The sequence below is a fragment of the Microbacterium enclense genome (assembly GCA_038182865.1).
GTDB classification, from domain to species: domain Bacteria; phylum Actinomycetota; class Actinomycetes; order Actinomycetales; family Microbacteriaceae; genus Microbacterium; species Microbacterium enclense_B.
In genome coordinates this window covers 2,116,033-2,132,651 of record CP116226.1, presented here as the reverse complement: position 1 = coordinate 2,132,651, position 16,619 = coordinate 2,116,033, and the positions used below count along the sequence as shown (strand labels likewise).

The 16,619-nt window shown below is 71.7% G+C and carries 18 protein-coding genes and 1 pseudogene; 8 read left to right on the top strand and 11 right to left on the bottom strand.

Going from position 1 to position 16,619, the window contains the following annotated elements; all coding sequences use genetic code 11:
• Positions 1 to 41: 41 nt before the first annotated feature.
• From PIR02_09920 to PIR02_09905, 4 genes are all read left to right on the top strand, one after another.
• A complete protein-coding gene (locus tag PIR02_09920; GenBank protein WZH38967.1) occupies positions 42 to 239 on the top strand; it encodes a hypothetical protein in 198 nt (65 codons plus the stop codon).
• Positions 236 to 385, top strand: coding sequence for a hypothetical protein (locus tag PIR02_09915; GenBank protein ID WZH38966.1), 150 nt, complete (start codon positions 236 to 238; stop codon positions 383 to 385). The genes PIR02_09920 and PIR02_09915 overlap by 4 nt, the downstream gene beginning before the upstream one ends.
• A 148-nt stretch (positions 386 to 533) precedes the next feature.
• Positions 534 to 1,478 (top strand): aldo/keto reductase, encoded by a 945-nt coding sequence (locus tag PIR02_09910; protein WZH38965.1) that lies wholly within the window; start codon positions 534 to 536, stop codon positions 1,476 to 1,478.
• A 164-nt stretch (positions 1,479 to 1,642) separates the two neighbouring features.
• A complete protein-coding gene (locus PIR02_09905) occupies positions 1,643 to 2,200 on the top strand; it encodes a nucleoside phosphorylase (protein ID WZH38964.1) in 558 nt (185 codons plus the stop codon).
• Positions 2,201 to 2,270: 70 nt separating this feature from the next.
• Here PIR02_09905 and PIR02_09900 read toward each other — a convergent pair whose 3' ends face one another.
• The 7 genes from PIR02_09900 to PIR02_09870 all read right to left on the bottom strand — a co-directional run bounded on the left by PIR02_09900 (position 2,271) and on the right by PIR02_09870 (position 9,495).
• On the bottom strand, positions 2,271 to 3,773 hold the full coding sequence (locus tag PIR02_09900; GenBank protein ID WZH38963.1) for an MFS transporter: 1,503 nt from the start codon (positions 3,771 to 3,773) through the stop codon (positions 2,271 to 2,273).
• A 60-nt stretch (positions 3,774 to 3,833) separates the two neighbouring features.
• Positions 3,834 to 4,016: a hypothetical protein gene (locus tag PIR02_09895; GenBank protein WZH38962.1), complete on the bottom strand. Its 183-nt coding sequence runs from the start codon at positions 4,014 to 4,016 to the stop codon at positions 3,834 to 3,836.
• 56 nt (positions 4,017 to 4,072) lie between these two features.
• Entirely contained in the window at positions 4,073 to 7,294 is a 3,222-nt protein-coding gene (locus PIR02_09890; GenBank protein WZH38961.1) for an SMC family ATPase, read from the bottom strand.
• Positions 7,291 to 8,445: an exonuclease SbcCD subunit D gene (locus PIR02_09885; protein WZH38960.1), complete on the bottom strand. Its 1,155-nt coding sequence runs from the start codon at positions 8,443 to 8,445 to the stop codon at positions 7,291 to 7,293. The genes PIR02_09890 and PIR02_09885 overlap by 4 nt, the downstream gene beginning before the upstream one ends.
• A gap of 136 nt (positions 8,446 to 8,581) precedes the next feature.
• Complete coding sequence (locus tag PIR02_09880) at positions 8,582 to 8,902, bottom strand: hypothetical protein (protein WZH38959.1); 321 nt, start codon at positions 8,900 to 8,902, stop codon at positions 8,582 to 8,584.
• A gap of 1 nt (position 8,903) precedes the next feature.
• Positions 8,904 to 9,113 carry a hypothetical protein gene (locus PIR02_09875; protein ID WZH38958.1) on the bottom strand — a complete coding sequence of 70 codons (210 nt, stop codon included), beginning with the start codon at positions 9,111 to 9,113 and terminating at the stop codon, positions 8,904 to 8,906.
• An 88-nt stretch (positions 9,114 to 9,201) separates the two neighbouring features.
• Positions 9,202 to 9,495, bottom strand: a complete 294-nt coding sequence (locus tag PIR02_09870; protein WZH38957.1) for a GNAT family N-acetyltransferase — start codon at positions 9,493 to 9,495, stop codon at positions 9,202 to 9,204.
• Between the two features lie 436 nt (positions 9,496 to 9,931).
• Here PIR02_09870 and PIR02_09865 point away from each other — a divergent pair, with 436 nt between their 5' ends.
• A complete protein-coding gene (locus PIR02_09865) occupies positions 9,932 to 10,675 on the top strand; it encodes a winged helix-turn-helix domain-containing protein (protein WZH38956.1) in 744 nt (247 codons plus the stop codon).
• A 75-nt stretch (positions 10,676 to 10,750) separates the two neighbouring features.
• A complete protein-coding gene (locus tag PIR02_09860; GenBank protein ID WZH38955.1) occupies positions 10,751 to 11,740 on the top strand; it encodes a DNA-3-methyladenine glycosylase 2 family protein in 990 nt (329 codons plus the stop codon).
• A 16-nt stretch (positions 11,741 to 11,756) separates the two neighbouring features.
• Here PIR02_09860 and PIR02_09855 read toward each other — a convergent pair whose 3' ends face one another.
• On the bottom strand, positions 11,757 to 12,596 hold the full coding sequence (locus PIR02_09855; protein ID WZH38954.1) for a siderophore-interacting protein: 840 nt from the start codon (positions 12,594 to 12,596) through the stop codon (positions 11,757 to 11,759).
• Between the two features lie 73 nt (positions 12,597 to 12,669).
• Here PIR02_09855 and PIR02_09850 point away from each other — a divergent pair, with 73 nt between their 5' ends.
• Positions 12,670 to 12,891 carry a hypothetical protein gene (locus tag PIR02_09850; GenBank protein ID WZH38953.1) on the top strand — a complete coding sequence of 74 codons (222 nt, stop codon included), beginning with the start codon at positions 12,670 to 12,672 and terminating at the stop codon, positions 12,889 to 12,891.
• Positions 12,892 to 12,984: 93 nt separating this feature from the next.
• Positions 12,985 to 13,767 (top strand): siderophore-interacting protein, encoded by a 783-nt coding sequence (locus PIR02_09845; GenBank protein ID WZH38986.1) that lies wholly within the window; start codon positions 12,985 to 12,987, stop codon positions 13,765 to 13,767.
• A 69-nt stretch (positions 13,768 to 13,836) separates the two neighbouring features.
• On the opposite strand, the gene PIR02_09840 is transcribed toward PIR02_09845, so the two are convergent.
• The 3 genes and pseudogenes from PIR02_09840 to PIR02_09830 all read right to left on the bottom strand — a co-directional run bounded on the left by PIR02_09840 (position 13,837) and on the right by PIR02_09830 (position 16,559).
• The gene (locus tag PIR02_09840) at positions 13,837 to 15,594 is read right to left on the bottom strand and encodes a hypothetical protein (protein ID WZH38952.1); all 1,758 of its coding nucleotides are present in this window, start codon (positions 15,592 to 15,594) and stop codon (positions 13,837 to 13,839) included.
• A complete protein-coding gene (locus PIR02_09835) occupies positions 15,591 to 16,130 on the bottom strand; it encodes a GNAT family N-acetyltransferase (protein WZH38985.1) in 540 nt (179 codons plus the stop codon). Before PIR02_09835 ends, PIR02_09840 begins: the two co-directional genes overlap by 4 nt.
• Positions 16,122 to 16,559 (bottom strand): annotated as a pseudogene (locus PIR02_09830) (GNAT family N-acetyltransferase). The gene PIR02_09835 and the pseudogene PIR02_09830 overlap by 9 nt, the downstream one beginning before the upstream one ends.
• Between the last annotated feature and the right edge of the window lie 60 nt (positions 16,560 to 16,619).

Sequence of the window (16,619 nt, the reverse complement as noted above, 5' to 3'; positions counted from 1 at the left end):
GACACCCAGCTTTTCGGTAGCCTGGAGCTCAGGGGGTCGATGTGAGCGAACAGGAAGTCCGAGGCGGCGCACCGCGCTACCGGGTGTATCAGGTGGTCGGCATCGTGCTGGGCGTCCTCTTCCTTGCCCTCGGCGTCGTCGCCTTCCTCTCGGGCGGCGGCCCCATCATCGCCGCCATCGCCGCAGTCGGAGGTCTCGCCGTGCTCATCACCTCGATCGTCACCATGGTCCGCTCGTGACCGCTCCCGACGACCCGACCGGTGGCAACCCGAACGGCAAGAAGAAGTACCCGGCCGGAACGGTCGTGATCTGGATCGCCGGCGCGGGCATCGGCCTCTGGTTCCTCATCAGCGGGCTCATCGGCATCCTGTCCGGCGGGTCCTGACTCGCACCGGGGCGATCCCTCCCTCACGCCCGCCGATCGACGCGAGGGCGTGTTCGGCGCGTGCGACGCGAGGGGCGCGTCCAGGGAATGTCCGCGGGAGCCCGTCGTTGTCTCTGAGGTCACTCAGAACCACGACAGGAAGGCCATCATGACGCGCATCGGACGAAGCGACCTCGACATCCTCCCCCTCTCGCTCGGCGGGAACGTGTTCGGCTGGACGGCCGACCGCGACACCTCCTTCGCCGTACTGGATGCCTTCCACGCCGGCGGGGGAAACTTCATCGACACCGCCGACGCCTACAGCGCGTGGGTGCCCGGCAACTCGGGCGGCGAGAGCGAGACCCTCATCGGCGAATGGCTCGCATCGCGCAAGCCCGAGAACGTCGTCGTGGCCACGAAGGTCAGCCAGCACCCGGAGTTCCGCGGTCTTCGCGCCGCCACCATCCGCGCCGCGGCGGAGGCCTCACTGAAGCGCCTCGGCGTCGACACGATCGACCTGTACTACGCCCACTTCGACGACGCGGACACCCCGCTGGAGGAGACGGTGGCGGGCTTCGCCGATCTCGTGACCGACGGTCTCGTCCGCTACGTGGCGGTGTCGAACTACACCGCCGCGCGCATCCGCGAATGGATCTCGCTCGCTGAAGCCGCCGGCGCCGACCTTCCCGTCGCGATCCAGCCGCACTACAACCTCGTCCACCGCACCGCGGTGGAGCAGGACATCGTCCCCGTCGCCGAGCAGTACGGCATGTCGCTCGTCCCCTACTACGCCCTGGCCAGCGGCTTCCTGACCGGCAAGTACCGCACCCCGGATGCCACGGGCGGCTCGCCCCGAGCGGAGGGGGCCGCGAAGCTCGCGACGCCCGCCGGCATCGCGCTGATCGATGCCCTCGACGAGGTCGGGCAGGCCCACGGCGCCTCGATCGCCACGACCGCACTCGCATGGCTGCGCTCCCAGCCCACGGTGGCCGCCCCCATTGCGAGCGCGTCGAAGGTCGAGCAGGTCGCCGACCTGCTCGCGAGCACCTCGCTCGAGCTCAGCGACGACGAGATCGCGCGTCTCACGAAGGCCTCGGACCCGGCTCAGGGTTGAGCACTCCTCCGCCCGCGACCCCGCGGCTTCGTGACGAGCGGAGGAACGGGGGCGAGGGGAGGACGGATGCCACGGCCCCGCCCTCCGCTCGTCCCTGACCCGCCGCTCACCCCGCAACCTGGCACCCGTCCCGAGAGAGTCGCGCCGTCAGCGAGAATGGGAGGGTGAAGCTTCTCGTCGCCGCCCATGCGTCCGAACTCGTCGCCTTCGAGGACGACCTACCCGGCTTCGAGCGTCTGCTCACCGGCGTCGGCAAGATCCCTGCGGCGTACGCGCTCACCCGCGCGCTCAGCGAGGGCGAGTACGACGAGATCATCGTCGTGGGAACCGCGGGAGCGATCGACGACGACATCGCGGGCGGCATCTATGACATCTCCGGTGCGATCCAGCACGACGTGAAGGGCCTCGATGGCACCTTCGGCGAGCACGTGTCCCTCCCGACCCGGGTCGAGACCGGGGTCGACGGCGTCATGATCGCCACGGGCGACCATTTCGTCGACGACGCCGAGGCCGTTCGCCTCATCCGCGGGCTGGGCGCCGGACTCGTCGACATGGAGTCGTACGCGCTGATCTGGGTCGCGCAGCAGTTCGGAGTCCCGATCCAGATCCTGCGTGCCGTGTCCGACCGCGCCCAGGACGGCGCGACCGAACTGTGGGACGACGTGGTGGAGCGGTGCAGCCATGAGCTGCGAGCGGAGTTCCGCACGCGCTACGGGGTCTGAGCCGGGCCCCGCGGGTCGTGGAACGCGGCATACTCCGCGACCGTGACGGTCGTGCCCTCGACATCCGGCCTCAGGACGAGGGCGTCTGCGACCCCGAACGAGCGCGCCCGGCGAGGTCGGCGACGCCCACGATGAGGGCGAGGCCGAGGAAGATCCCGACGGTGATCATGCCCGACGCGTAGGCGTCGTGGTAGACCACGGTGGTGTCCACATCGCCCTGTTCGCGGTAGACCGTGGCGTAGAAGAGTGCCAGGGCGATCGCGGTCCCCACGGCCGTGCCGATGCGCTGGCCGAGCTGGCCCACCGATCCGGCCACCCCACCGCTGGAGACGGGGATGTCGGCGAGGGTGAGCGTCTGGTTGGGCGAGATGACGAGCCCGCCCGCGAAGCCCCCGAGCACCATGACCCCGGCCATCGCCCAGGGCGTCCATGCGGGCGGAGTGAACAGCGCGACGAGGACGAGGCCGCCGGCTGTCGCGACCATTCCCACGATCCCCCAGACCACGAGCGGACGACCGAGCCGCGTCACGAGGTTTCCCCCGATCCACGAACTCCACGCCGATGCGATCGCGAAGCCGATCGTGACCATGCCGGCGAACACGGGCTCGAGGCCGAGACCGCCCTGGAGGAAGAGCGTGCCCAGCAGGAACATCGCGGGGATGGCGGAGAAGTAGGCGGTCGAGATCAGCACGCCGTTGCGGTAGGACGACAGCCCGAAGATGGCGAACGGCATGAGCGGCATGCGGCCCCGATCGGCGTATCGACGCTCCCAGAACACGAAGATCGCGGCGAAGACCACGGATGCCACCAGGAACCACCACCGGCGAGGGTCGTCCGAGGGCGACCCGGTGGTGAACAGGAACGGCCACATCAGCGCGAGGATGGTCAGGGCGAAGAGCAGCACCCCGATCGGGTCGAGGTCGAGCTTCTTCCGCGACTTCGTACGGGTGTCGGGAAGAAACCACGCCGCGAGGGCGATGACGATCGCGACGAGCGGGATGTTGATCCAGAAGATCAATCGCCACCCGTCCGTGGCTCCGCCGAGGGCGATGAGCAGGCCGCCGAGGGTGGGACCGAACGCGGTCGCGATGCCGACCGTGGCGCCGAACAGGCCGAAGGCGCGCCCGCGTTCCTTGCCCTGGAACAGCTGCTGGACGAGGCCGAGCACCTGCGGCATCTGGATGCCGGCGGCCACGCCCTGCAAGAGGCGCGCGACCAGCAGCACGGTGGTGTTGGGCGCGAGCGCGCACGCGAGGCTGGTGACCAGGAAAAGCGACAGTCCGACGAGGAACAGCATGCGCCGGGAGCGCAGGTCGCCCAGGCGTCCGGCGGGGACCAGGACAAGTCCGAACGTGAGGATGTACCCCGAGACGACGAGTTGCAGCTCGGTGGGACCGGCGTTCAGCGCCGACTCGATCGAGGGCAGAGCGACGTTGACCTTCGTGAGGTCGAGGATCGTGAGCGCGGCGACGGAGACGGCGACCCAATAGGCACGCCAGCGGTGCTTCGGCGACAGCACGATGTCGCGCGTGGGCGGATGAGCGGCATTCGACGAGGGCGCGTGATCAGACATCGCGATCGACGCTACTCCCGGGCACGGACGTCGCGGGCGGGCTTGCGCCCCATGGAGCGGTCAGTCGACGTCGCGACGCGAGAACACGGCCCGCAGCACGAAGAACACGATGAGGGCGACCACCGCGACCGCCACGATGCGGAAGGCGAAGGCGATGAGCGAGAACACGACGTTCACGATGACCCACGCGATGATCACGGCGGCGATGACGCCGAGGATGGTCCACAGGGTGCTCTTGCGCATGCGCCCAGCCTAGGCGTCCGGCCAGCGGCGATGCTGTGGACGTGGCGCGGCTCGCTTCAGGCGTTCTGCAGGGCCGCGTCCTGTGAGATCACGCTCGGCCCGCGCGGCGTCGCGACGACGCGCAACTGGGCCGGCAGCTGGTCCTTCATCGAGGCGACGTGGCTGATGACGCCGACCGTGCGTCCGCCTTGACGGAGCTCGTCGAGGGTGCGCATCGCGAGGTCGAGGGTGTCGTCGTCGAGCGAGCCGAACCCTTCGTCGATGAACAGCGTGTCGAGCCTGATACCGCCCGCGCGCGCGGTGACCACCTCGGCGAGACCCAGGGCCAAGGCCAGGGAGGTCAGGAACGTCTCTCCCCCGGACAGTGAGTGCGGAGGGCGGCATTGGCCCGTGAACGCGTCCATCACCTCGAGCCCGAGACCGCTCGCGGCGCCCCGCGCGGCGAGCGCATCGCTGTGCTGGAGGCGGTAACGGCCCGACGACATCTGCTCGAGACGGAGGTTCGCGGCAACGACGATCTCTTCGAGCTCCGCCGCCAGCACGAAGGTTTCGAGCGTCATGCGACGGGTGTTGGGGACCCGTCCCGCCAGGGTGTCGGCGAGACGGGCGATGACGGCGTGCTCGTCGGCCAGCGTCGCCACGGCCGCGTGGGCGTCGTCGGCGCGGTGGGCGAGACCGCGGAGACGGTCGGCGAGCGCGCGAGCCGCGGCGTGTGCGGCTGCCGCGGTCTGAACGTCGTCGCGGGCCACGGCGACCGCCGCCGTGAAGGGCACGAGGTCGAGCGGTTCGTCGCCGGTGTCGACGAGCAGCAGCTCGAGGTCGAGCAACCGCTGCCGTGCGGACGCGAGAGCGGCGTCGTACTCGGCGATCGCCGTGTCGAGGCTTCGGCGTTCGGCGGCCGAACGCAGCGCCGCGAGGGCGTCCTCACGCGCGTCGAAACGACTCGCGGCGACGAGGTCGACCAGGGCCGTCGCTGCGTCACGGTGGGCGGCGGCAGCGGACGCGACCTGGCTGCGCGCGGTCGTCAACGCACGGATAGCGGCGCGCCGCGCCCCGAGGTCGGCTTGCCGGGCGGCGACCGTGGGGAAGTCGCCTCGCGCGACGGTGACGTCGTCGCGCAGCGCCTCGGCCCGCTGTCTCGCGAGAGCCGCATCTTGGCGGTGCCCCGCGAGGTCGGCGGTCAGGCTCTCGATACGCGCCGCGATCGCGACGTCGAGATCGGCCGCGCGCGTGCGCTCGTCGTGCACCCTCGCGTGCTCTGTTTCGTCGGCTCGCGCGGCGGCGAGCGCCTCCTCCGCCTCGGCCAAACGTGCCGTGAGGTCGGCGACGCTCTCGCCGCCGGCGCGGGCCGCCGCGAGAGCGTGTTGGTCACGGGCGACCCGGGCCGCGTCGGATGCGAGCCGGTCCTGTTCGACGGCGGCGTCCTTGCGCTCCTCCGCTGCGGCGATCTGCTCGTCGCTGACGGGGGTGTCGCCCCCCGCTGCGGGCCGTGGGTGCTCTGTCGACCCGCACACGGCGCATGGCTGGCCGTCCACGAGATCGTGGGCGAGCTCGGCGGCGGCCCCGGCCAGTCGGCGACGCAGCAGGGCCGTCCACTCGTCGGCGGCGTTGCGCACGTCTTCGCCCCGCAGCAGGGCCGCCATGTCGGCCCGCTCCCGCTGCTCGAGCAAGCGCTCCGCCTGCCGGGCCGACTCGAGGCGCAACCGCGTCTCGTCACACAGAGACGCGGCAGCCTCGCGCCGAGCCGCGGCTCCCGCGAGCTCGGTGAGACGTTCATCGAGCATCCGAAGGAGCGCGGGGACCTCGGCCCGCCCCTCGACGAGCGCGTCGCGCTCGGACTCGAGACCCGCGATGCGCGCCGTCGCCCTCTCCTCGTCGGCTTCCGCGGCCGCAAGGGCCGTCTCGGCGGTGAGCGCCGTCTCACCACGGGAGAGCAGAGCCGTCAGCTCGTCGTCGCGGCCCACGAGGGTCTCGGCCTCTCCTGACGGGTCTTCGCCGGCGGCTCGCGCACCGTCGATCGCGACGGTCAACCGGTCCTCGGCGGCACGGAGATCGGCGAGAGCTCGGCGCTCGGCCTCGATCACCGGCCGAAGGGTCTCGGCATCGGCCGCCGCCGACGCTTCCGCGCGGGCCCCGGCGATGCGCTCGCCCTCGGCCTCGAGAGTGGCGAGGTGCGCACGCACGCGCGCTCGGTCGAGCTGACGGTCGTGGAGGGTCCGCGCGTCGCGCTCCGCCGCGAGCGCAGCGTCGAGCCGCGCGTCGGCGGCGTCGCGCTCCCGGGCGCGCGTGTCGACGCGGTAGTCGGCGCGCTCGACCGCACGCACGACACGCGCCACCCGCTCGCTGACCGAGGGGGCGGAAGACCCGGTGGAGACGCCCGCTCCTTCCCCGCCGGCGGACGCGTGAGGCACGGGCGCGTCGAGCACGCCGTCGAGCATCGACGGGTCGTCGAGGACGACGGCCGTGTCGTCGGGAGCCGCTCCCCCGTCTTCCTCGGTATCCCTCACGGCTGGCCCCGCAGCCGCGGTGTCCGGAGTCGTGGCATCCGGAGTCGTGGCATCCGGAGTCGTGGCATCCGGAGCCGACATCGCGGACGGATCCGGCTCGAGCTCGGCTGCCAGTCGCTCGGCCTCGTCGAGCAACGTCGAGACCTCGACGCCCTCGGCAGCGAGACGCTCGTGGGCGCGCTTGCGCCGGTCGTCGAGTTGCGCGGCGTACTGCTCGAAGGATCGCGTGCCGAACAGGGTCCGCAACAGGGTGAGCCGCTCGTCGTTCTTCGCGAGGAGGAACCGGGCGAAGCGGTTCTGCGCCAGCAGGATCACCTGGAGGAACTGCTGCTGACTCAGCCCGAGGATCTCGTCGAGCCGGGTGGCGACGTCGACCGGGCGGGCGGCGACCCCCTCCCATCCCTCGGCCGTGCGCACCTCGAGCAGCGCTCGATGCGGCTCTTTCGTCGTGCCACCACCGCGGCGCTTGGGCCGCTCGAACTCGGGCGACCGCGTGACGCGCCACCGCTCGCCCTCGGCACTGAACTCGAGGGTCACGCGCGTGGGGTCGTCGGGGGCGCAGTGGTCACTCCGCAGGCGGCGCTCGGCGCCGTCGTAGCGGGGCACTCCCCCGTAGAGCGCGTAACAGACGCCGTCGAGGACGCTCGACTTGCCGGCACCGGTGCGCCCGGTGATGAGGAAGATGCCGTCGTCGGCGAAAGCGTCGAAGTCGACCATCTGGGCGTCGAGGAAGGGACCGAATCCCTCGAGCTCGAGGCGATGCAGCTTCATGAGCGGGCCTCCGTCACGGCACGCGCATCGAGCACCTCGCGGATGAGCTCGCGCTCGGCGGGAGAGGCACCCTCGCCTTCACGGACATGAGCGAGAAAGGCGTCGATGATCTCGGCGTCATCGCGCGCCGCGCGCACCCGGCGCGCGTAGCCCACCCCGTCGTCGGGGCGCGTCTGCGCGGGCGCGTGGACGACCGTGGCGCACCACGGGAACCGCGCCTGCAGACGACGCATCGGGTCGGGTTGAGGGGTCGGATCGGTGTATTCGGCGCGCACCCAGTGCTCGTCGTGGCCGTCGAACGCCGGGTCGTTCAGAAGGTCGTCGAGAGGGGCGCGGAGGGTGACGAGCGGACGCGGGACCGGGAGGTCGAGCCAGCTGACGCTCGAGAGACCCCTAGCGTCGAGGTCGACGAGCCACGACCCGCGGGGCTTCCCCGCCTCGCCGAAGCTGTAGTGCAGCGGTGCGCCCGCGTAGCGCACGCGCTCGGACACCTGCTGGCGCCCGTGGATGTGCCCCAGGGCGACATAGTCGGGTCCGTCGAACGCCCGCAGAGGGACGACGTCGAGACCTCCCTGGCGGATCTCTCTCTCGACGCCGGGTGTCGCCTCGACTCCGGCGGCGAAGCAGTGCGCCGCGACGACGGACCGCCCGCCGCGCTCCGCGAGATCGGTGCGGACGAGGTCGAGCGCGTACTGCATGGTCTGTGCCTGGCTGCGCAGCTCGATGTCGTCCCAGACGTGACGGACGATCGCGGGCTCGAGGTAGGGGATGCCGTAGATGTGGACCGGGCCGTGCTCATCGTGCACCGTGACCGGCGTGCCGACCGACAACGGATCGGTGATCACCGTGATGTCCGACCGCAAGAGGGACGACTGGAAGCCCAGCCGCGCGGCCGAGTCGTGGTTGCCGCTGGTGACGACGACGCGCGCACCCGCCGCGGCGAGCGCCGCGACGGTGCGGGAGAGCAGCGGATAGCACGCCGCCGAGGGCGTGGCGGAGTCGAACACGTCGCCGGCGACGACGACGACGTCGACATCGTGCTGCGTCACCTGCGCGACGAGCACCTCGAGCACACCGTCGAGCGCCTCGAGGGTGGAGTGCCCGTGGAAAGAGCGCCCGATGTGCCAGTCGGAGGTGTGCAGGATCCGCATGCAGACACGGTACGTCGAGCCTCCGACATCGGCTCGCAGCAAACGCCCCGACCCGCGATCACGTGGCCTCGGGATCGCATCCCGTACGCGTCGACGCCCCGCTCAGCGAACCGAACGGGGCGTCGACGAGAGGGGGTCAGGACCCGTTCACCTCGGCGGCGAGGGCGCGGATCCGGTCGTCGCCCAGGTCGAGGCCGATGTCGGCGAAGCGCTGGCGGAGGACGTCGGCGACGCGCTCGTCGCTCTTGCCCCCGACGTCGGCGCGGGTCTGTGCGACGACGCCCGCGATACGAGCCTCATCATCGGTGGCGTGCAGGTCCATCGCCGGCTCGTTCTGCTCGCCGTCGCGCGCCGGGAGCTTGCTCTCGTCGTGCACGGCTCCGCCGACCGAATCGGCGGGCGACGCACCGCCGTCGGGCGACGCGGAAGGTTCCGGGGCTCGGGTCTCGTCCGACATGTCAGTCCTCCGTGCTCATATCGGGGTCGATGCCCTTGCTCGCGGCATCCCCCTCGATGGGGTCCGAGGGCTCCGCGTCGTTCAGGCGCGGCGACCCCTTGGCGTTCTCGTTCTGCTGGGCGGTCTCGCCGTCGGCGACGGCACCGCTCTCCCACCCACCGGGCGGGTCGGCATTGATGACGCCCTCCGGCAGGTCGCGGTCGTCAGTCATGGCTTCCCCTTTCGACGCGTCCAGCATCGCCGGGTCCCGCGGCCTCCGGGCAGGGGTTGACGGCCACCGACGTGCTGCGTACGACGCGTCAGGAGCGTTGCTTCAGGAGACCGGCCCGCTCCGGGTGCGCCTCGAACCACTCCCCGACGTACCAGCACACGGGGAGGATCTCCCGATTGCCCGCCGTCTCGATCGCGTCGACCGCGCGCTCGGTGATCACGGCGGCATAGCCGTGCCCGCGGAACGTCGGAATGGTGAACGCGCGCGTGAGGGCGACGGTGCGCCCGTCGTCGCGATAGTCGAGGACCGAGACGAGGTCGTCTCCCTTGTGCAGGGTGAAACGGGATGCGGTCTTGTCGTCGGCGAAGAGCAGGTCGGCCATGACAGGGAGGCTACGCCTGCCACGGCGCACCGGCTTCGTTCGGGCAGAATGCTCGGTCTTCTCCCGTGGCTTTTCGGTCGCCTGAGCAGAATGCCCTCGGTGAGCGCATCCGCTGCCATTTGACGTGACCGGACTTCGTGCGTCATAATCCCCCCATGACTGTCAACGCGCGTTCTCTGTCCGCCCGGGAGGCGAACGGGACTGCCGGCATGATGATGCCCGGCCGCGTTGTCATGTGTTGTCGAATGTGCCGCTAACAGCGACCCTCGCTCCGACGATCTTGAGCTTCTGAACGCCGACATCGTCCCCCGGTCGTCTGCGTCTCGCGTCGATCACGCGTGTCCGGACACCGCGCACCGGCCTCTCGGCCCCCTACCTCCCGTCGAACCCCGCCTCTGACGACGCCCGGGTTCACACACCCAAGGACCTCATCCTCATGTCGATCTCCGCCGTTCTCGACCGCCCCTCCGCTCCCGTCGCCCGCCCCGTCCCCGCCGCCGCCCCAGCGCCCGCGACCCGTGTGGCCTCGACTCCTGCAGCCCCGGCCGCTCCCGCAGCTCGCCCCGCCCTCCCCGCCGGGACCTCTCCCCGCGGCTTCGCCCTCTACGTCGGCATCGACGAGGCGAAGGCCGCCGCCGCCGGCGTGAGCCTCGGCACTCTGGTGGAGGCGCTCCGCCGTACCCTCGGCGAGCTCGCCCCCGCCGCCGAGACCTACGCCACCGTCGCCCTCGCCCCCGCCGGTGCGGGCGGCCGTGACGTCGATGTCGTCCGCCTCGCGCTCCACGAGCCGTCCGCCGTCGCCCGCACCAAGGAGGAGCCCGCCGACGAGGACCGCGCGCCCGGCGGCGTGGTCGTCGACATCTCACGCAAGCGCGTGCTGATCGATGGCGAGTCCGCGGCCTTCACGTTCAAGGAGTTCGAGCTGCTGCAGTACCTCGTGCTGCGCGAGGGCCGCACGATCGAGCGCACCGAGCTCGTGGCATCCCTCTGGGAGGGCTCGACCGACGACGACGCTCCGGGCGAGCGCACCATCGACGTGCACGTGCGTCGCCTGCGCGCCAAGCTCGGCGTGTACGAGGACATCGTGCGGACGGTCCGCGGCGTCGGCTACCGCTTCGACCGGCACGCCGACGTCTCGATCCGCTACGGTCACGGCACCCCCTCGCCCGACCGCTTCTGATCGGGCAGCGCAGCCGTCCTGACAGGACGCGCGACCGGATGCCGCGATGTCGGCGGGTCGACGTAGGGTGTCGGCATGAGGTCGACCGGGGTGCAGACGCGGCAGGCACCGCGCGAGCTGGCGGTGCCTGCCGAGCGCCCCCTCGAGAGCGAGTACCGTCCCGCGCACCCCGTCGACATCGGCCGTGCGGTCGCCGCACAGCGCCACGGTCGCAACGATCCCACGTACTTCTCCGCCCGGCCGCTGCGCGAGGGCGGGGTCGTCTGGCGCGCCAGCCGCACGCCGCGAGGCGTCGCCACCCTCGCCATCCGCCAGAGTGCGGGCGGTGCGGTACGAGCCGCCGCATGGGGGCCGGGAGCCGAGTGGGCGCTCGATCAACTTCCCGCGCTGTGCGGCAAGCTCGACGAACCGACCGACTTCGACGCGTCACGGCATCCCCTGGTCGCCGAGTGGCATCGGCGGCATCCCGACCTCCGTATCGGGCGCACAGACCTCGTCTTCGATGCGCTGGTCAGCGCGATCATGGAGCAGAAGGTCACGAGCATGCAGGCCTTCTCGGCATGGCGCAGCATCGTGACGTGGTACGGCGAACGTGCGCCGGGGCCCACCCCGCGGCCGATGTTCGCCCCGCCCGACGTCGAAGGGTGGCGCCACGTGCCCTCGTGGGCCTGGCACCGGGCGGGACTCGAGCCCCCGCAGGCGCGCACGATCGTCGAGACGGCGCGTCGGGGAGAATCGGTGGTGCGCGCGGCGAGCGCCGCGGTCGACGGCGAAGCGCGTGACCGCGTCTTCATCAGCCTGCGCGGCGTGGGTATCTGGACGAGCGCCGAGACACGCATCCGCGCTTTCGGAGATCCGGATGCCGTGAGCGTGGGCGACTACCATCTCGCTCACCAGGTCGGTTTCGCCCTCACCGGTCATCGCACCGACGACGACGGCATGCTCGAACTGCTCGAACCCTTCGCGGGGCACCGGCAGCGTGTCATCCGGCTGATCTTCGTCGGCTCGGCGCTCGAGCCGCGCCGCGGCCCCCGGCTGCACCCCGAAGATCACCGCGATCGGTGACCTCGACGCCTCGGCATCAGTGCCCTCGCGGCGCGCGCCAGTAGCCCGTGAACGAGATCGCGCGCTTATCGACACCGGTGCGCACCCAGTGTCGACGCATCGCCGCGACGAGCGACTGCTCCCCCGCGACCCACGCGTAGGCCGGCGGCACGGCCCCCGCACTCGCCTCGACGGCCGCGTCGCGGACGGCGGCCCCCGGCGTGGACTGAGGATCGACGCGAACGATCCAGCGCACCTCGACACCGGCGGGAGCGTCGAGGTCGCGCACATCCCCCGGAGCGGGAACCTCGATCAGCGCCGTTCCCACGACCTCCGAGGGAAGGGAGGACAGGATTCCCGCGATCGCGGGGAGGGCCGTCTCGTCACCCACCACCGCGAGAGGACCGCCGAGATCCGCGGGCGGCGTGAACAGGATTCCCTCGTCGAGGATCGCCACCGCGTCACCAGGCTCGCACGTCTCCGCCCACGTCGCGGCCGGCCCCGCGGTCCCCTCGGCGGCGGAGCCGTGGAGGACGAAGTCGACGTCGAGTTCGGGTCCGCGCTCACCGGTGAGGCGGAAGGCGGCGACGCTGTAGTTGCGAAGCACGGGCCGCTCCGTCTTGGCGATCGCGAGGTACCGGAAGTAGGCGAGAGTGTCGAGCCGGTTCGGCAGCCGTGTGAGCGAGTTCTCCGACACCGGGAGGAACAGCCGGAACCACTGGTCGCGACCGAGCGGAGTGAACCGCGAGAGGTCGTCGCCGCCGAGCGTCACACGGGCGAAGGAGGGCGAGAGACGTCGTCGGTGTCGCACCTGCAGGGTGAGCAGTTCGCTCTTCTCGGGCTTCACGCGCGTCTGCGCGGCGTTGGTGCGGGCCATCGGGCCTCCTTGTTCGGTGTTCTCGATCGGGTCGGGGAAGGACGCGTCGACGCCCGCCACCTAGGCTGGGCGCATGACGCAGACAGGGACCGGTTGGCCGCGCGGACGCACGTACTGGGTACTGGGCAGCGTCGTGCTGCTGGTCCTCGGCATCCTGTTCGGCCTGGTGTGGCAGAACGTGTGGCTCGGTGTCATCCTCGCCGCGGCGGTGTCGGTGGGCTGGCTGATCGCGTACGAATCCAGCCGAGGCCGCAATGTCGGGGTCAACGACCCCGACAACGGCATCCAGCTCTGACGACACACCGGCAAGACCTTCCCGTGGTTCTGTGCGAGGCAGCCGATCACCCCCTCCGCACTCTTGCGAGGTTAGGTTAGCCTTAGCTTCGTGATGATGTCGAACCCGACTCTCGGAGCCCGCCTCGAACCGCGCCGACACGCGCTGATCTTCCGGTCGGCGACCCTCGCGACACGCACCTTCCTCACCCCGAGCTACGTCCGCCTCCGCCTCGAGGGCGCCGAACTGCGCGGGTTCCACTCCCCCGGGGCCGACGACCACATCCGCGTGTTCTTCCCCGCGAACGCCACGAACACCGCCGACGAGCTCCGCTCGGCACCGAGTCGTGAGTACACTCCGGTGTGCTGGGACGCCGATGAGGGCTGGCTCGACATCGACGTGGCCCTGCACGGCGCAGGCGTCGGCAGCCGGTGGGCCGAGACCGCGCCCCTCGGCGCCCCCGTGGGCGTAGGCGGCCCGCGGGGGTCGATGGTGCTGGTGGGTCGCCCCGACGCCTGGCTCCTGGCCGGGGACGAGACGGCCGTTCCGGCGATCCGTCGCTTCGCCGCATCGATGGACGACGACGCGGTGGGACGCATCGCGATCGAGGTGTTGGATGCTGCGCACGACCTGCCCGTGGCCGCACCCCCGGGCGTGGAGGTGGTGCAGGTTCACCGCGGCGATCGTCCGGCGGGCGACGAGCTCGCCGACTGGCTCGACGCGCTCGACGTCGAGGAGCAGCCCGACGGCTGCGTCTTCGGCTTCGTCGCCGCGGAACAGTCGATCGTCCGCGCGGGGCGGGCACTCCTGCTGCAGCGGTGGTCCGGCGACCCCGGCGCCACCATCGTCAAGGGCTACTGGAAGCGCGGCACCGCGGAGTACCACGCGCCGCACTGAACGCATCGAACCACACCATGCCGCCCGACACCGCGCCACCGCACGGACGAGCGGCGGCCAGACGGGGCTTTACTCGCGTTCGACTCCCGCGGCGAAGGCGAGCACGCGCGCCCGGAGGAACGGCGTCGCGTAGACCGCTGACGCTCCCGGTATCGGCGACGCGGTCGCGGCGGCCGTCGCATCGGCGAGCGCGCCGCGCACGAGGGGAACGGCTGCCCCCGCATCGGCGAGGGTGTCGACCGCGCGCACGGCGTACTCGTCGCCGACCGCGATGCGCTGCTGCACCGCAGCCGTCGGGTCGACCCCCTCCGGCACGCGGACCGTCTGCTGCGTGAGGAGCGGGGGGACGCTTCGGGCGAACGACGCCGTCGCGATGGCCAGAGCCAGCCAGTCGTCGTCGCCGGCGAGGGCGGTCAGGTCATCGCGTGCGGCCTCGAGAGCCGCCAGACGCGTCGCCGGCAGGTCGCCTGCGGGCACGGGGGCGCCACCTGCTCGCGCGTCGTAGGCGTCGGTGGCCGCGATCGCGGCGCGTCGAAGAAGAGAGGCGAGGCCGTCGAGGTCGGCGTCTCGGTCGAGGGCGCCTTGCCCGTCACCGAGAGCGTCGCGGAGCTCGGCGTTGTCGTTCGCGCGCGCGAGCGCCGACGCGGCCAGGGCCGCGGCGGTCGGCCCGGCCACTGCCCCGTCAGTCAGCGCGGTCTGCGCGTACCCGGCGAGCGCGTACGCCTCGGCCGCCGCCTCCACCCCGTCGAGGGCGAGGTCGGCCGCATCGAGCGTGTCGGGCGGGTCCTGCGCCGCCTCGGTCAGCAGCTGCTCGGCGGCGGTGCGGGTGACGACAGCCGAGTCGGCGGCACCATCGGTCGAGGCCGCGGCCGCTGCGGCGACGTCGGCCGCCGTCGACGCCGCGGCGAGGGCACCAGCCTCGTCGCCGGCGTCTCGCAGATCGCGCGCGCGTTCGATCATTGTTCGCGACCGCTCCGCGAGCGAGGCATCGGTCGCCGCGGGAAGGGCGCTCTCGGCCCGCGCCAAGGCGGCATCGGCGGCGGCGGCGAGCGCGTTCGCGTGCGGGGCGTCTCGCTCGGCGGGGTCTTCCGTCGCGGTCGGCAGAGGGGTCGGCGATGCGGCCGGCGTCGGGAAGATCGCCTCGGGAAGGTCTTCGCCGGTCATGATCGCGTACGCGCTCGCCACGTCGGCTACCTCGGTGATCGTCATGCCGCCCGCCGCTGCGAGCTGGTCCAGGTCGACAGCGGCCCCCGTGGCATCCGCCGCGATGCGCTGGCCGGCCGGAACGAGGATCGTGTCGATGTCACCGGCTTCCCGGGCCGCCGCGACCTGTTCGGGCAGGCCCGCGACAGGACTCACCGTTCCGAACGGTGTGACGCCGCCGGCCAGGGCGACGCCGGGCTGCACCTCGGTACCGTAGTACAACGCCAGCACGCCGACGGCCGTGACGGCGCCCGCGGCCGGGGTGTTGATGCGCGCACCGAAGCCGAAGGTGTATGCGGTGTCGGGCCGGGCGCCGGTGAGGAGGGTCGCGGCGGTGACAGCGGTCCATGTCGCGGATTGTGTCACCGGAGCCACCCCGCTGACGTCGTTCTCGGTGATGTCGATGCTGAGTTCGCCGCCGTCGGCCGCGTCGGCCGTGATCCGTTGGGTCGTGACGCCCCCCTTGCCTCCGCTGACGTACAGCACGGGAACGGTCAGCTCGCTGCCCTCGAAGTGTCCGTCGGATCCGGTACCGAACCCGAGGGAGAACCCGAGATCGCACCCCGCGAGAACGAGGGTGCACGCGAGAGCGACGGCGGTCGCCGCCGCTCCGCGGAGCTTCACGCGCCGGCCTCCCCGACGTACAGCGCGCACGTGGTGTCGTAGTAGTCGTCCGTCTCGCCGACGGCACGGAGCCCGATCCTCTCGGCGACCGCTCCCGACGCCGAGTTCGCCGGGTTCGTGACCGCGACCACCCGGGAGATGCCGCCGTCACGAGCGACGGCGAGCACCGCGGTGGCCGCCTCGGTGGCGTACCCCGATCCCCAGGCGTCGGGGTGGAAGTGCCAGCCGATCTCGATGTCTTCGGGGCGGCCGTCGCTCACGGTCTTCGACCACGGGATGCGCTTGAGGAGCACCGAGCCGAGGCGTCGGCCATCCCGGGTCTCCACGGCCCGGACGCCCAGGATGCCGTCGGCGGACCCCATCCACCGGTCGAGCAGCGGTTCCACCTCGCCGGGATCGCCCATCACCTGGCCGTTGCCGAGGTACTGTCGCACCTCCGGGCGGCGGTACATGTCGAAGAGGAACGCCTGGTCGGCATCCGACCGGGTCCACTCCCGCAATACCAGGCGCTCCGTGGCGAGGTGCGTCCGGCGCATCGGAAGATGCGGGATCCCGTCTTCGGCGAAGGGGGCACCCGACACGACGAAGCCGAATCGGCCGTACCAGGGAGCAAGGTGGGCTTGCGCGTCGAGCAGGATCGGGATGCCGGGGGCCTCGGCATCCAGAACGTCGACGGCAGCGCGCATGAGGTCGGCGGCGATCCCGCGGCCTCGAGCGTCGGGGGCGGTGGCGACCCGGCCGATCCGCGTGTTGACGCCCTCTCGCAGGACGCGGAGGGTCGCGAGGACGGCATCGCCCTCCGTCGCCCACATCAGCTCGGCATCCGGCTCGATGTCGCGGCCGTCGATCTCGGGGTAGGCGGCCTCTTGCTCGACGACGAACACGGTGACGCGCAGCCACAGGAGGCGGTAGAGAGTGAGGGGGTCGATCTCGGCGACGGGCGCCCGGTGCAGGGTGACGGCCATCCTTCGACCGTACCGCCCCGCTCCGACATCGCCCGCCGCGCGGGGACGGGCGGGCGATGT

What these genes read in the sequence shown, in the direction of transcription:
- PIR02_09845 (WZH38986.1), top strand. Translation starts at nt 12,985, where the DNA reads ATGATGTCGAACCCGACTCTCGGAGCCCGCCTCGAACCGCGCCGACAC.
- PIR02_09865 (WZH38956.1), top strand. Translation starts at nt 9,932, where the DNA reads ATGTCGATCTCCGCCGTTCTCGACCGCCCCTCCGCTCCCGTCGCCCGC.
- PIR02_09890 (WZH38961.1), bottom strand. Translation starts at nt 7,294, where the DNA reads ATGAAGCTGCATCGCCTCGAGCTCGAGGGATTCGGTCCCTTCCTCGAC.
- PIR02_09850 (WZH38953.1), top strand. Translation starts at nt 12,670, where the DNA reads ATGACGCAGACAGGGACCGGTTGGCCGCGCGGACGCACGTACTGGGTA.
- PIR02_09855 (WZH38954.1), bottom strand. Translation starts at nt 12,596, where the DNA reads ATGGCCCGCACCAACGCCGCGCAGACGCGCGTGAAGCCCGAGAAGAGC.
- PIR02_09910 (WZH38965.1), top strand. Translation starts at nt 534, where the DNA reads ATGACGCGCATCGGACGAAGCGACCTCGACATCCTCCCCCTCTCGCTC.
- PIR02_09880 (WZH38959.1), bottom strand. Translation starts at nt 8,902, where the DNA reads ATGTCGGACGAGACCCGAGCCCCGGAACCTTCCGCGTCGCCCGACGGC.
- PIR02_09895 (WZH38962.1), bottom strand. Translation starts at nt 4,016, where the DNA reads ATGCGCAAGAGCACCCTGTGGACCATCCTCGGCGTCATCGCCGCCGTG.
- PIR02_09860 (WZH38955.1), top strand. Translation starts at nt 10,751, where the DNA reads ATGAGGTCGACCGGGGTGCAGACGCGGCAGGCACCGCGCGAGCTGGCG.
- PIR02_09870 (WZH38957.1), bottom strand. Translation starts at nt 9,495, where the DNA reads ATGGCCGACCTGCTCTTCGCCGACGACAAGACCGCATCCCGTTTCACC.
- PIR02_09875 (WZH38958.1), bottom strand. Translation starts at nt 9,113, where the DNA reads ATGACTGACGACCGCGACCTGCCGGAGGGCGTCATCAATGCCGACCCG.
- PIR02_09900 (WZH38963.1), bottom strand. Translation starts at nt 3,773, where the DNA reads ATGTCTGATCACGCGCCCTCGTCGAATGCCGCTCATCCGCCCACGCGC.
- PIR02_09885 (WZH38960.1), bottom strand. Translation starts at nt 8,445, where the DNA reads ATGCGGATCCTGCACACCTCCGACTGGCACATCGGGCGCTCTTTCCAC.
- PIR02_09835 (WZH38985.1), bottom strand. Translation starts at nt 16,130, where the DNA reads ATGCGCCGGACGCACCTCGCCACGGAGCGCCTGGTATTGCGGGAGTGG.